Below are 14,751 nucleotides of genomic sequence, written 5' to 3' on the forward strand. Positions count from 1 at the left end.
TTCGCATTGGTCATTATCCGTTACCTAGTCCCCAATCTAAAATCTAAAATCTAAAATCTAAAATTATATGGCAAACACCTGGTGGGAACTACAGATTTTATGTGAGCCAGACCTAGAAGATTCTATCTTTTGGCGACTGGAAGATTTTGGCTGCCGTGGTACAGCTAGTGAAAACAAAGGAAATTCATCTTTAGTTAGAGCTTATCTACCGACAATTCAAACGCAGCTACTAGATTTGGCAGCACTGTCGCTGTGGCTGCGTCAAGATGCCCTCTGTGTAGGACTTTCATCTCCCTCCCTGCAATGGCAGTTGATTGATGAGGAAGATTGGGCGACTAGCTGGAAACAATATTGGCATCCGCAGGAAATAGGCGATCGCTTCCTAATTAACCCCGCTTGGCTACCATTACCAGAAACAACGGAACGGCTAGTGATTCGTCTTGACCCAGGTGTAGCATTTGGTACGGGCAACCATGCCACGACTCAGCTATGTTTGGAATCCTTGGAAATGCGCCTGAGTGAACTTCCTCAGTCGTTTGTGGGTACTAGTGGCAAACATGAACATCTAGTAATTGCGGATATTGGCTGTGGTTCTGGTATCCTTTCTATTGGGGCGCTGCTACTGGGAGCAGAGAAAGTCTATGCAGTAGATACCGACCCTTTGGCGGTGCAATCAACTATCAGTAATGGTGCCCTGAACGACATTAGCTCAGAACGTTTACTACCAGCACTGGGAAGTGTAGACGTTTTGACAAAACTAGTTGAAAAACCAGTGGACGGTATTGTATGCAATATTTTGGCTAATGTGATTATTGAATTGGTTCCAGAAATGAGTGCGATCGCTAAACCTGAAACTTGGGCTATCTTCAGTGGTATTTTACTAGAACAATCTAAAGCTGTTGCTGACGCTTTAGAAGAAAATGGTTGGGTCGTTGCTACCCTGTGGAAACGAAAACAATGGTGTTGCTTGAATGTACGCCGTTCTTAACCCAGGGGATACTAGTACACTGTGGCGTCAGTTTGCCTATCTTTAAGACCTTATACCAATTTAATATGAAGCTGCATAGAAAAGAGCTTCTAAAATAAAGTTATAAGAAGAGATAGAAATTACCTGTTCAAATGTTAATTGCTCGAACAATTGTTGTAGGCGAGTGCGTAAATCTTGCAAGTCAGAAAACAGTTCATTCTTGAGAGATTATTTGATAAACTGCCACAGCTTTTCAATGGGATTAAGCTCAGGAGCATGAGGTGGTTGCAGTAGGGGAATAATATTTTCAGGCCAATTAATCGCACCACTGATATGAGCAGGAGCTTAGTCTATTTGTAAAATTGCATAATCTGAACCTAATTGTTGCGATAACCAGTCTAAAAACTGTTGAAAATAGTCACCATTCAGATGCGGGTAAACTTGGCTGAAAATGTCGTCCTGTTAATGGTTCAATTGCACCATAAATCCCAAAATTTTCTCTTTCCCATTTCACGGCTACAGTTGGTTTGACTCCAGCAGCCGTAATTACTTTTCCCGTTAAAGTTTTTAATCCCACCCTGGTTTCATCATGTCTCCGGCTTTGCACGTCCACGCCGCCGTTCCCCCGGAACACTTTTTCGTTTTCCCTTCTTCCCCCAATTCTTGCGCCGAATCACACGTAAACTAAAACCAATAAGGGCAAAGAAAGCAGTAAGAATCCGCGCAGCTTCATATTAAATTGGTATAGGAATCCTATTTGATTTTTGAAAAAGAACACGAGAGAATACGTAGGAGAGTAAAAGTGTAAGAACAAACAATGGTAAAGCAGCATTCACAAACGGCAATACCGACTGTGGGAGTGACAACTGCGATACTTCCATCTGAAGAAACCGCTTTGGATGCGATCGCAGAACTACAAGAATTTATAGCTCTTCGCCCAAATGCCCGTGAGGTAAGGAAAGCGCTGGCAGTAAAGTTAGTTTATCAAGGTTACTTGTATGAAGAAATTCAAACAATTTTAGATGTATCACTGGGTTCGATAACAGGTTGGAAGCAGGCCTACGAACAGTACGGAATTGATGGATTGCGCTTAGATCACAAAGGCAAAAAAAGTTACTTAAGTAGCGAACAAAGAGAACAGGTATTGAGTTGGTTGCAAACCAAGGATTTTTGGGAACTGGGGGAACTCGAATATAAACTAGCTTTTGAGTATGATGTGATTTATGAGTCAAAACAAAGCTACTATGACTTGTTCAACGCAGCAGGAATTAGTTGGAAGAAAACCACCAAAGTAAACCCTAAAGGAAATCCAAATGCTGTCGCAGAAAAAAAAAGCTTGAAACAGTGTTGGCAGATAACCGGGAGGAAATCGAAGCAGGAAAGTTAAGAGTACTGCTAATAGATGAGTGTCATTTAATGTGGGGAGATTTAAGTGGTTATGTATGGGGTAGAAGTGACCAAGAAATAGCAGTTCCAGTAGTTAACGAGCGAGAAAAGCAAACATATTATGGTGCTGTTGACTACCTCGAAGGAGAGTTAATTCTCAAAGCCTACGAAGCAGGGAACTCAAAAAATACTATCGACTACCTACGATATTTACTAGCTGAATCGAAGGAACAGCGATTGCTGATTTTTTGGGATGGTGCGAGCTACCATCGTTCCAAAGAAATTCAAGATTTCTTGTCCGAGGTAAATCTTGATTTACCAACAGAGGAATGGAAAATACATTGTGAACGCTAAAGCTCCCAATTGCCCTACGCAAAATCCCATTGAAGATATTTGGTTGCAAGCAAAAACATGGGTTCGACGCTTCTGCGCCTTAATTCCAACATTCCTGCATCTAAAGTGGATGTTTGAGTGGTTTATTCGACACACTACATTTGATTTCGCCACTCTTCAGATGTACGGAGTTTTTTCAAAAATCAAATAGGATTCCTATAGTTAAATAAGTGAATCTTAGACAAAAATTACTTTTGTTCAAAAGTGGCTGACAAAGTGTCTCGAAAAGGTCAAATTTCGGCGGTTTGTTCCTGCCCGAAAACAGCACCAATAGTAGATTGAAAACTGAAACTTGCTCAAAAAATCAGATTTAGGTAGGTAAAAATTATGGCAAATATCATTGGAACTAAGGGTAACGATACCCTATTCGGCAGTAACACCGACACCTTGACTGGTGCAGGTGGCAACGATATTTACGAACCCTACTACGGTACTTATATCACTGATTTTGGTGGGGTAGGTAAAGGCGCAAATCCCTCAGCAGCAGTTATTGCTGAAGTGGACATTCTAAATTTACAATATTTACAGACACCTGACTTGACTGCCCGAAATATGCTGCTGACCCAAAATGGCAGCAATCTCGAAATCACCTTTGAAGGGCTGGTTTACCTAGGCAAATTCGTCTTGCAAAACTTTGCCCTGGAAAACCTGGATAACTTGAGTAAATCTACAGGAGCCACTGTAGACTTGGGCAATATACAGTTTTATGGGCAAACTACCATTACTGACAGCTTTGATGTCTTCAATGCAAACTCCACCCAAAGTACTATCTTCAACAAGAATACAGTCACCTTCCTTAACGACCTCGACAATAATGTTAACGGCTTTGACAATTCAGATGATGTGATTAATGGTCAAGGCGGTGATGATATTATTGACGGCAAAAGTGGCAACGACCTTTTGCGGGGTGGTGCAGGGAATGATACTCTCATTGGTGGTGTGGGCAATGATACATTGAACGTTGAATTTTCAACAGGCAATAACCTACTCTTGGGTGGCACTGGTAAAGATGTCTTGGATGCTGGAGCAACATCCGGCAATAACTTGCTATCTGGTGGCGATGGGAATGATTCTCTTAGTGCCTCTTACCTTACTACTAACGACGGATACAACTATATTCCCTCCTCAAGCAATAACACCCTTGACGGTGGCGCTGGTGACGATTACTTGACGGCTCAGTCTCCATCCGGCGGCAATAACTCACTCTCTGGGGGCGATGGTAATGATTATCTCTCTACCTCTGGTTTTCACTTTCACAGAGAATTCTTTAGTTTTAGCTCATCAGGCAATAACACCCTCGACGGTGGCGCTGGTGACGATACCTTAAATGCTGAGTATTCCTCCGGCAATAACTTACTATTTGGCGGCGATGGTAATGATTCTCTCTCTATCTCTGGGTATCTCACCGATGAAGGTGATTATTATTACCCTTCCTTAGGCAATAACACCCTCATTGGTGGCGCTGGTGACGATTACTTGAGGGCCGATTTTTCAACAGGCAATAACTTTCTCTCTGGAGACGATGGCAATGATTCTTTCAGTCTAAGCACCACAAATACACTAGCTATCGATTTAGTGACTCAAACGGTAGATGGGGGTACAGGTGACGATTTGTTGTCCTTCTACAGATTGGATATGGAGAGAAGTGTTTCGACCATTTCAACCTTTAATCCTACCACTAACACTGGATCAATTACGGCGGGCAAATATCGTGTTAGTTACAAGAATATCGAACAATTATATATCTCAGGTGCAGACTCCGATGACAATATTGTCGGAGGCAGTGGCAACGATACCCTCTCCACGGGCAGTGGTGGCAAAGATACTATAGATGGCGGTACGGGTAACGATTTGTTGTCCGTAAATTACTACAATACTTCTGGGGGGATTACAACGACCTTCAATGCAACTACTAACATTGGCTCAATTACCGCAGGCACATATCGGGTTAATTACAAGAATATCGAACAATTAGATATCACAGGCACAGCCTACAATGACAACATTGTGGGGAACAGTGGCAACGATACCCTCTCTACGGGTGATGGTGGCAATGATACCATAGATGGAGGGACTGGCGACGATTTGTTGAGCCTCTCTTATACTAGTGCTACAAAGGGAATCACTTCAACCATTAATGCTACTACTACTAGTGGAACGATTACCGCAGGCAGCAATAGCGTTAGTTACAAGAATATTGAACGATTAAATATTGATGGTACAGGCTACGATGACTATATATTGGGGGGCAACGGTAACGATAGCCTTGACGGGGGGTATAGTGGCAACGATACCCTCAATGGAGGTAATGGGAACGATAGCCTCTTTGGTGGGTATAATGGCAATGATACGCTCAATGGAGGTAATGGGAACGATTTTTTGTCCGTTTATTACAGTAATCATACCATAGATGGGGGTAATGGGGACGATATTTTGTCCGTCGATTGCGGCAATGCTACAAAGGGAATAACTTCTACAATCAATCCCACTATTAACAGTGGCTCGATTACGGTAGGAACCAATAGCGTTAGTTACAAGAATATCGAAAGATTATACATTAAGGGTACAAGCTACGATGACAACATAGTGGGGAGCAATGGCAACGATACCCTCTCCGGGAGCTCTGGAAATGACACCCTCACAGGTGGGAGAGGTAGTGATACTTTTGTTTTCGATTTTCTATTAGGAGAAGAAGTTGGTAATCTTTCTGACTTCAACCCCACTAATGACCTGATTCAGGTATCAGCTCGTAGTTATAGTGACGCCTTATCATTAGGTTCACTTCAGACAAGCCAGTTTACTATCGGAACATCTGCAACCACTAACGAAGAGCAATTTATCTACAACAGCGCTACAGGTGCATTGTTCTTTGATGAAGATGGTAGTGCATCTGGCTTTACTCAGGTAAAATTTGCACAACTATCTCCTGGATTGTCACTAACTAACAACAATTTTGTAGTTGTTTAATGTTTATTAGCCCTGTCTTGCCAGCAATTCCAACTACTTCTGCCAATTCTACTCGCTCGCCTAAAAAGATCTCAAATGGATTCTATAAGGGGAGGGTTAGGGAGGGGTAGTTTTTCTAACCGCCGTTTTAACTGGGTGGGCAATGCCCACCCCAAATTGTTATCCAATTACCTCAGCAGTCTTCTCCTTATCCAACTTGAGAATCAGCACACCCAAAGGTGGCAAACACAAATCCAGCGAATAGGGATGACTGTGCAAAGACCAATCATCCGTCCACTTACCACCTAAGTTACCCATGTTGCTGCCGCCATATTTACGCGCATCACTATTGAACAACTCGGTATAAAATCCCTTTTGCGGTACACCGATGCGGTAGTGAGAATGGGGTTGCGGTGTAAAATTGCAAACCACGATCGCAAAATCATCAGAATCCTTGTCACGACGCATGAAGGCAACTACACTATGGCGATTATCGCTACAGTCAATCCACTCAAACCCCGCTTGGGCAAAATCTTGCGTGTACAAAACTGGTTCAGAACGGTAGAGATGGTTCAATTCCTGGAAAAACGTTTTTAACTGTTGGTGGGCTTCATCCTGCAATAAATACCATTGCAAATCAGTCCAATCATTCCACTCACTCCATTGCCCAAACTCCATGCTCATAAACATGGTTTTCTTACCTGGGTGAGCAAACATATAGGTAAATAAACAACGCACATTTGCTAACTTCTGCCATGTATCCCCCGGCATTTTACCGATGATATTGCTCTTGCCATGCACCACTTCATCGTGAGACAGGGCCAGCATGAAGTTCTCGCTGTGGTTATACCACATACTAAAGGTGATATTGTTTTGGTGGAACTGACGGAACCAAGGATCCATGTGGAAATAATCCAGCATATCGTGCATCCAGCCCATATCCCACTTCAAGTTAAAGCCCAGTCCGCCTGTGTAGGTGGGCCAAGATACCATTGGCCAGGAAGTCGATTCTTCAGCAATTGAGAGAGCACCGGGGAAATAGCTGAAGATCATGTGATTTACCTGACGCAGAAAATCAGCTGCTTCTAGGTTTTCTCTGCCACCATACTGATTGGGCAGCCATTCTCCTGGTTCGCGGCAATAGTCGTTATAGAGCATCGAGGCAACAGCATCGACACGAACCCCGTCAATGTGGTACTTGTCAAACCAGAAGAGAGCATTTGCTGCTAGGAAATTAGTAACTTCATGGCGACCGTAATTGAACACCAAAGTACCCCATCCTTTATGTTCGCCTTTGCGGGGGTCAGCGTGTTCGTATAGGTGGCTACCATCAAAGAAAGCTAAACCATGTCCATCTTTGGGGAAGTGACCAGGAACCCAATCTACAATTACCCCCATATCATTTTCATGACATTTGTCAATAAAATACATGAAATCTTCGGGGCTGCCAAAACGGGAAGTGGGGGCATAGTACCCAGTTACTTGATAACCCCAAGAACCATCAAAGGGATGCTCCGCAATGGGCAACAATTCTATGTGGGTGTATCCCAAGTCTTTGGCATAGGGAATTAGTTTTTCTGCCAGTTCCCGGTAAGTAAGGAAGCGTGCGCCCGGCTTCAGTCCAGAAACGACAACTACAGGTTCAGTTTCACCATTTGGCAGTTTAGCAGGTTCGGCACTCGAACCGTGTAACCAAGAGCCTAAATGCACTTCGTAGACTGAAACTGGCTGGGTAAGGGGGTCAATGCGACGCCGTTTTACCATCCAGTCTTCGTCATTCCAACTATAAGCATTTAAATCAGTAACAATGGATGCAGTTTTCGGGCGGAGTTCCTGTCGGAAACCGTAGGGATCGGATTTTTCGTAAATGTGCCCTTCAAAATTTTTGATTTCATATTTGTAATGCTCTCCCACACCGATTTCAGGAATAAACAATTCCCAAATCCCCGTGGGGCCTTTACGCATCTGGTGTTTGCGCCCATCCCAGAGGTTGAAATCTCCCAGCAATGAAACATTACGGGCGTTGGGTGCCCAAACAGCGAAATAAACGCCCTTAATGCCGCCTATTTCCGTGGGGTGCGCTCCCAGTTTCTCGTAAATCCGGTGATGGTTGCCTTCACTAAATAAATGCAAGTCAAAGTCTGTCAAGTTGGGAGAACGGAAAGCATAAGGGTCATAGGTGACACGCTCATTTTCCCCTTCTTTAATGCGTAACTGGTAGTTTGCCAGTTCTAGAGTGTCAATCGTGCATTCAAAAAAATGGGGATGATGCACTGTTTGCATTGGGTATTCCTTGCGTTCTTCAGGAAGAACAACCCATGCTGCACTTGCATTTGGTAGGTAGGCCCGCACAGCCCAGACAGTTTTGCCATCTTGTTCTATGGGATGAGAACCTAGTATTTCAAAGGGATCGTTATGCTGATTCCAAACGATACGGTTAACCTGTTCAGAGGCGATCGTGGTCATGGACATGAGGCTACCTAAATGAAATAACGTGATTGACTAAATCTACTTTTTTCACATCTATATATATTTATATATTCTTTACATTTATTTGCAATTTTGTCGCCACCGTTATCCTACCTCAGAATGAGTCATCAATCTTTTTGGGGCATGAGGACTGGGGATTGGGGAAGATGGGGGAAAGCTCTTGACTTTTAACCCTTAAGTAATTTATCAAAAATTTAAAAATGGGAAAAACTGCAATAATGTTTTACGTAGGCGAAGCAAGAAAATCTGTTCCCGAATTTTGGGGTCTAGTTTTGGTGGCGGGGCTTCTTGCAGCTGCGCTTGCAATTGGGCGTATTCGGCAGCTGTTAGGAATTTTCCATCAATAGGCGATCGCGCTTCTATGATAATCTTTGTCCGTAATATTTCTTCTGGTGTATCCTCTGGTGGCGGTAATCCTATTACTGCTGATTCCCAATGGCTACTTAATCCAACCAACATTGCACTAGTTACAATTATACTCAATAATTTTATCGCCTTTCTCGCTTTTACTCTCCCCATCTTCTAGACTGCGTTCACAACGCAGGATGAAATATCTGTTTGTTCCCATGCCCCATGATGCCACTTGCTTCTCTGTAGGGGTACAAGCCGGGAAACCCGAACAACGTAGTGGCTCCCCCATGCCCAATTTTAAAACTAGAGATTAGAATTTTTCCAATAAAAATCTGGCAATATCAGGGGACATTACCAGGTCTCTTCTGATACGGAATAGACTACAGTGAATGCTCTTGAGTAATTGCCAGCGATCGCAATGAATTCTTTTGTCCTCTCAAAACTCAGGAGTCTAAGCCATTCCAAACACCAAATGAGGCAAACAACCTTGCCCACAAGCTCGCTTAGATTTACATAACTCAACTCCCTTGGATTTGGAACAAGGTTCGGTCAGGTGAGAATTTCAGGCGGACACTTGGTTGAGGAGGGAATCTTCATCAACAGTATCCTTTACTGGTTGCCTTACTTAACTGATGTTTGAGCAAACTTTAGGCTGTGATATACCAATAGAAAACATGCAGGTTTTTACGTGAACCTAATTAATTCAAGCTATGTGGTGATGAGCCTTATCGTTAAGCTGTTTTTGGCATGATTTAAACTAAACAGGACTTACGCAAAAATATGCTAAAAAGCTTAACTATATCGTACATAGGTAGTAGCTTGCCCCAGGCTACCGCCTTCTCTACCAGACGCTAGAGAAAACGTGCAGCCTCTGGTAAAAAGTTGACGCTAAGAGCGCCTTTTCTACCAGAGGCTGCGCCAACGCGGAGGGTCTCGTTGGCACAGCCTTTCCAAGAGTTGAGAATAATTCGTAAAGTATGCGTAAGTCCGACTAAAGCTTAGGGTGCCTTATTTAGGACTAGCAGTGGGTTTAGTAGTGGGAGTAGCTGCGGGAGTAGCTGCGGGAGTAGTTAGGGGAGTAGTTAGGGGAGTAACGCTAGGGCTAGACCCAGCAGCAGGTGCATCAGTTGGTTCACCTGTAGCAGCTGGAGTACTAGTGGTAGTACCAGCACCATCACCACCGCCTTCACAGGCTCCGAGAATTGTCGCCAGACTTAACATTACTGCCAAACCAAAGATTTTTGTTTTCATAACTCCTCTTTCACCAATTTTGGCTAGAACAATTTTTCACCTGTTGAATACGATACCGTATTTATTGCTTTTTTTTAAATGCTGTGAGATTACATACTTAAAAAAAACAATCTTTTGGGGTATTTTTTTCAGATTAGGTATTATACAGCCATCTGATTAGTTTCTTTTAACTCAGGAGCAAAACGGAAATTCCCAAATTTTCTAGCAAACCGAGCTACCATAACAAAAAATTTTATTTTTTTCACGGAGTATTGCATTTTGCTACCCTACGTTGCCATACTTTAGGTGCGATATTTAAAGGGCAAGCTGTCCAGTTGCTAATCGCTGATTGCAAACGTTGCAATATCTAGAGGATGCAAACATTGGTACAGCTACCTATCAGAACAGTTAAAAGGGTGTAGTGTGTTATGTGCGCTGCACAGAAGGCGATTTTAACCTTAGCAAAAACAGACAATCAATCTAAAGTACAATATTTCCCATCTAAAAAAATTTATGGTAGTTGCTCGTAAATCTGCTGTTTCTACAAGAGGTACTTGGTTCGGGCGAAATTCTATCCTTTCTTTAGGGAGGCGACGTTCTTTGCGTCTGGAGTCAGCAGCACGGAGCGCTTCTACACCCGCTGCCCAAGCTGCACCAGTATTTTCTCAAAGACAACAGCGTTCCTCGAAAAGTTTCACGGTTTCTCCCACAAATGAGGCAGTTTTGCCTAAATCGGTGAAAGAGTTGGGTAAACAACTGCCAAATCTCAATCAGCAGTCGAGTGCGAACCAGAAGACTCCGAGGGTAGGTTTTCTTCGCCTTCCCATAATGCCTAATTCTGGAGCGGCACCGTTATGGTTGCTGCGCTTATACATCTTTGATCGTTATTCGTCAGCTTTGGCGTTGTTGTTAGTAGCATCGACACTTGCTGTTTATGGCTGGACGGTATATTCTCAAGAGCTTTGGAGTCAGTCATATCGCAGACTGCAAAACCTCCAACGTCATGAGCGGCTGCTAACGACTACTAACGCGACGCTGACAAATAAAATGGCTGATGAAGCAGAACAACCAGCAACAGGACTGGTATCGCCGACTCCTCAAGGAATGATTTTCTTGCCTCCAGCATCTCATAGTCCGAAGCCAGCATCGTCTAACACAACGCCGAATTCTGAAACACAACAGCAAACACTCTCGCCACTGGGGTATTAAGGTTAGGAGTCATTCAATTTTAGTAGGACTTACGCACACTCTACGAATTCTCGGCGCTCTTGGCGTCTTGGCGGTTCGATAAATTAAGCTTTTTGGCAATTTTTGCGTAAGTCCTATTTAGATTTTAGATTTTAGATTTTAAATTTTTCTTTCAATCCAAAAATTCAAAATCTAAAATTGCCACTTTTAGGAGTCAAAGCTCAAAGTTGAGAGTAACTAACTTTGACCCTTGACTCTTGATTCCGAAAAGCAATTTGCTACTGAGTAGGGCAATGCAAAAATCACCAAGCAAAATAAAATTCAGAAAGTTTCGGAATCCAGCATTCACAAGGCGACAGAAGGGTTCTAAACGAGGATTGTTGGGGACACTTGCCTCTAAGATCCAAGACCAAACATCCAATACTAAGTCTCGACTGTTTATAGTCTGGGGCGCATTAATGGCAGCAGGGTTGGGGTTAGGTGTCAACTTGTATAACCTGCAAATTGTTCGAGGAGCAAAGTTAACAGAACAGGCGCGAAACCAGCAAATGGTGAATTTGCGACCTTTTATGCCCCGTCGCCCGGTAGTCGATCGCAATAGTAATTTGTTGGCGATTGACCGTCCTGTATATACTTTATACGCTCATCCCAAGCTATTTGATAAGTCTAATGAAGATATGGCAGAGCGACTTGCCCCAATATTGGCAAAGGATACTGCTGAATTAGTAAAAACTTTTCAAAGCAAAAGAAGCGGAATTATACTTGCCCCAGACTTACCCGAAGAAATGATCGATCGCGTCATCTCTTTGCGCTTAAATGGCTTGGAGTGGATTCAAAAATACTCTCGATATTACCCGCCAGATGATTTGGTTGCTGATGTAGTGGGCTATGTGAATCTTGACCGTCGTGGTCAAGCAGGTGTGGAATACTCTCAAGAGAAGTTGCTAGAACGTCCTGTGCAAACGGTACGGCTCAGTCGGTCAGGTAATGGGGACTTGATGCCGGATCACGCGCCTGAAGGTTTTCTACATTTTGATGATTTGCAACTGCAACTCACTATCGATAGCCGTCTACAACGAATTGCTCGCGTTGCGCTTAAACAACAGATGGAGAAGTTTAACGCCAAGCGGGGAGCGGTAATTGTGATGGATGCGTTGGATGGTTCCTTACTGGCCCTGGTTTCTCAGCCTAACTATAACCCTAATGAATACTCTAAAGCTAATATCTCGCTATTTAAAAACTGGACAGTGGCGGATCTTTATGAACCGGGATCGACTTTCAAGCCTTTGAATGTGGCGATCGCTCTGGAAAATGGTGTCATCAAACCAGATGATATGTTTAATGACTCCGGTTCTATTCAAGTCGCTAATTACACCATCAAAAATGCGATGAGTAATGCTAATGGGCGAATCAGCATCGCTCAGATTTTGCAATATTCCAGCAACATTGGCATGGTGCAAATTATCCAACGCTTAAAGCCTTCAATCTATTACAACTGGCTAGAACGCTTGGGGCTAGGACAAAAAGTTGATACAGATTTACCTTTTGAAGTTGGCGGTCGGCTCAAAAGTCAAGAAGAATTTATCGCTTCGCCAATTGAACCAGCTACTACTTCCTTTGGACAAGGCTTTTCCATGACACCGTTACAGCTAGTGCAAATGCACGGTGCTTTAGCCAATGGCGGTAAATTGGTCACACCCCATGTAGTTCGGGGGCTGATTGATAGCAAAGGGCAGATGCATGATTCACCTCCTCGCACCATCCCCCGCCAAATTTTCTCAGCTGCAACAACCCAAAAGGTTGTGCAAATGATGGAAACTGTTGTTACTGAGGGTAGTGGGAAGGCGGCACAAATTCCGGGATATCGGATTGCTGGTAAAACTGGTACAGCCCAAAAAGCTAGTCCTAATGGCGGGTACATCAAGGGTGCTAGAATGACCAGCTTCGTGGCTATTTTGCCAGTGGAATCTCCTCGCTATGTAGTGTTTGCACTGGTAGATGAGCCAAAAGGAGAAAGTGCCTATGGTTCTACTGTCGCCGCCCCAATTGTGAAGTCGGTGATTGAAGCTCTGATTCCTCTTGAGGAGATTCCGCCAAGTAAGGAGATTGAGCAACAGACGAAAGCGCCGTAGGGAGGGGCAGGGGCAGGGGAGCAGAGGAGTGGAGTTCAAAGATTCGTCGGCGAGTATCAAAGACTCGTCAGCGAGTATCAAAGACTCATTCACGGAGTTCAAAGACTCATTCACGAGTATAAAAGACTCGTCAGCGAGTATAAAAGACTCGTCAGCGAGTATAAAAGACTCGTCGGCGAGTATCAAAGACTCATTCACGGAGTTCAAAGACTCATTCACGAGTATAAAAGACTCATTCTCCATGCCCAATGCCCAATGCTCTATGCCCTGTACTCTTCTAAACTTAATCTTTTCTTTATAACCTGGGAAAGATGTAGACAAAGCTACTTATATGAAAACTTATGTACTATAGGTGAAATTAATTTCTCACTTTTGCAAAGCTACCGAAGATTCCATGCAAAGCAATTTAGTTATATTTCCTAACGCTGGGGCTGCGAAAAAGAGCACGCAAACAGAAGAAAGAACAATTACCAAGTACAACCGTGCTGAGGAACAATTTATAGAACTGCTAGCAATGGAGGATTTGGACAATCAACTGGATCTAAAACCTGCAAGAGCCAGTGAGTTTGAACAAACGCTCTCTATAGCAATTCACGCCGCCTATAAAAACGATCGCTCTGATGAACAGGCTCACCGTTTTCTCCAGCGGATACTTTATCGAATTAATCGGCTAAAGCTGTTTTGGTACGACGATTTGCAGCACTATACCAATGAGCGATCGCCTTACTTGTACTCATGTCGTGACCAAATTGAAGCTGCTTGGCAAAAGTGGGAATTGGCACAAATCGATGTGGCTGCACTCCAAAAATTAGATGTAAGACAAGCTTTAATTGAGCGTGCATCTGCCGATTTAAATCCGGCTTTATCGGAGAGTAGTCGCTACATTCGTGAGGAAATGACAGAAGTTGGCTATCGTCACTTACTAGCGATCGGTTCTTTTGATGGTTTAGTAGAAGGTAGTCGCCTTTGCTACGTATTGGGTGGTGCTGCTAATGAAATGCAATGTACGCTGGTGCGAGTATTACTAGAAGAATACGGCAATGGTCGTTTATCTCGCAAGCACTCGACATTTTTTGCTCAAATGCTGGCTGAGTTTGGGATGAACACCGAACCAGAAGGATATTTCGATTTAGTACCTTGGGAAGTTCTAGCTTGCGCTAATCATAGCTTTCTGACCACTGATCGCAAACGCTATTTCCTCCGTTACAGTGGCGGATTGACTTATTTTGAGGTGGCTGGGCCTGCGGCTTACAGAAACTATCTGACGGCGGCGCAACGACTGGGACTCTCTGAGGCGGCGATGGGTTATTGGGAACTGCACATCAAAGAAGATGAACGCCACGGTCGTTGGATGTTGGATGATGTGGCTTTACCTTTAGCAGAACGATATCCCAATGATGCATGGGAACTGGTGCTTGGGTATGACCAGGAGAAACTAATGGGCGATCGCGCCGCTGCTGCTGTTGTGCGATCAATCCGCGAAGCAGAACAAGCCGTCTGACTCTTGTGAGTAATCTAAAAAATTAGGAATTAAAAATGGCAGATTCTTTCTAGCATTTCTAATTTCAAATTTCTAAATCATTTTATTGCAAATCCACCTATAACCCAATTTCTTTAGTGAGAATTCTTCACTAAAGGAACTGTTATTTATTGCCTTAATTAAAGGTA

9 protein-coding genes and 1 pseudogene are annotated in these 14,751 nt (G+C 43.5%); 6 read left to right on the plus strand and 4 right to left on the minus strand.

All coding sequences use genetic code 11. From position 1 onward, the window contains the following. Window positions 1-67 precede the first annotated feature (67 nt). The gene (gene prmA, locus V7K35_RS16215; protein ID WP_335080267.1) at window positions 68-988 is read left to right on the plus strand and encodes a 50S ribosomal protein L11 methyltransferase; all 921 of its coding nucleotides are present in this window, start codon (window positions 68-70) and stop codon (window positions 986-988) included. A gap of 397 nt (window positions 989-1,385) precedes the next feature. Here the strand turns inward: prmA and V7K35_RS16220 are convergent, their stop codons facing one another. Further along, a complete protein-coding gene (locus V7K35_RS16220; protein WP_335080268.1) occupies window positions 1,386-1,574 on the minus strand; it encodes a hypothetical protein in 189 nt (62 codons plus the stop codon). Between the two features lie 210 nt (window positions 1,575-1,784). On the opposite strand from V7K35_RS16220, the pseudogene V7K35_RS16225 reads away from it, so the two are divergent. After that, window positions 1,785-2,897, plus strand: a pseudogene (locus V7K35_RS16225) (IS630 family transposase). Window positions 2,898-3,298: 401 nt separating this feature from the next. Further along, window positions 3,299-5,713, plus strand: a complete 2,415-nt coding sequence (locus V7K35_RS16230) for a beta strand repeat-containing protein (protein WP_442939733.1) — start codon at window positions 3,299-3,301, stop codon at window positions 5,711-5,713. Between the two features lie 159 nt (window positions 5,714-5,872). Here V7K35_RS16230 and glgB read toward each other — a convergent pair whose 3' ends face one another. The 3 genes from glgB to V7K35_RS16245 form a co-directional block, all read right to left on the minus strand. After that, window positions 5,873-8,164: a 1,4-alpha-glucan branching enzyme gene (gene glgB, locus V7K35_RS16235; RefSeq protein ID WP_335080270.1), complete on the minus strand. Its 2,292-nt coding sequence runs from the start codon at window positions 8,162-8,164 to the stop codon at window positions 5,873-5,875. Window positions 8,165-8,368: 204 nt separating this feature from the next. Next, complete coding sequence (locus V7K35_RS16240; protein ID WP_335080271.1) at window positions 8,369-8,701, minus strand: hypothetical protein; 333 nt, start codon at window positions 8,699-8,701, stop codon at window positions 8,369-8,371. Window positions 8,702-9,541: 840 nt separating this feature from the next. Next, complete coding sequence (locus V7K35_RS16245) at window positions 9,542-9,784, minus strand: hypothetical protein (protein ID WP_335080272.1); 243 nt, start codon at window positions 9,782-9,784, stop codon at window positions 9,542-9,544. Window positions 9,785-10,276: 492 nt separating this feature from the next. On the opposite strand from V7K35_RS16245, the gene V7K35_RS16250 reads away from it, so the two are divergent. From V7K35_RS16250 to V7K35_RS16260, 3 genes are all read left to right on the plus strand, one after another. Further along, on the plus strand, window positions 10,277-10,972 hold the full coding sequence (locus V7K35_RS16250; RefSeq protein WP_335080273.1) for a hypothetical protein: 696 nt from the start codon (window positions 10,277-10,279) through the stop codon (window positions 10,970-10,972). 272 nt (window positions 10,973-11,244) lie between these two features. Then, a complete protein-coding gene (locus V7K35_RS16255) occupies window positions 11,245-13,083 on the plus strand; it encodes a peptidoglycan D,D-transpeptidase FtsI family protein (RefSeq protein WP_335080274.1) in 1,839 nt (612 codons plus the stop codon). A gap of 394 nt (window positions 13,084-13,477) precedes the next feature. Beyond that, complete coding sequence (locus V7K35_RS16260) at window positions 13,478-14,584, plus strand: iron-containing redox enzyme family protein (RefSeq protein ID WP_335080275.1); 1,107 nt, start codon at window positions 13,478-13,480, stop codon at window positions 14,582-14,584. The last annotated feature ends 167 nt before the right edge of the window (window positions 14,585-14,751 follow it).

Source organism: Nostoc sp. (genome assembly GCF_036917275.1).
Classification (GTDB): Bacteria; Cyanobacteriota; Cyanobacteriia; order Cyanobacteriales; family Nostocaceae; genus Nostoc.

Excerpts from the sequence above, each read along its gene's own strand:
- V7K35_RS16230 (WP_442939733.1), top strand. The coding sequence starts at position 3,299 with ATGCTGCTGACCCAAAATGGCAGCAATCTCGAAATCACCTTTGAAGGG.
- V7K35_RS16260 (WP_335080275.1), top strand. The coding sequence starts at position 13,478 with ATGCAAAGCAATTTAGTTATATTTCCTAACGCTGGGGCTGCGAAAAAG.
- V7K35_RS16245 (WP_335080272.1), bottom strand. The coding sequence starts at position 9,784 with ATGAAAACAAAAATCTTTGGTTTGGCAGTAATGTTAAGTCTGGCGACA.
- V7K35_RS16240 (WP_335080271.1), bottom strand. The coding sequence starts at position 8,701 with ATGGGGAGAGTAAAAGCGAGAAAGGCGATAAAATTATTGAGTATAATT.
- V7K35_RS16255 (WP_335080274.1), top strand. The coding sequence starts at position 11,245 with ATGCAAAAATCACCAAGCAAAATAAAATTCAGAAAGTTTCGGAATCCA.
- prmA (WP_335080267.1), top strand. The coding sequence starts at position 68 with ATGGCAAACACCTGGTGGGAACTACAGATTTTATGTGAGCCAGACCTA.
- glgB (WP_335080270.1), bottom strand. The coding sequence starts at position 8,164 with ATGTCCATGACCACGATCGCCTCTGAACAGGTTAACCGTATCGTTTGG.
- V7K35_RS16250 (WP_335080273.1), top strand. The coding sequence starts at position 10,277 with ATGGTAGTTGCTCGTAAATCTGCTGTTTCTACAAGAGGTACTTGGTTC.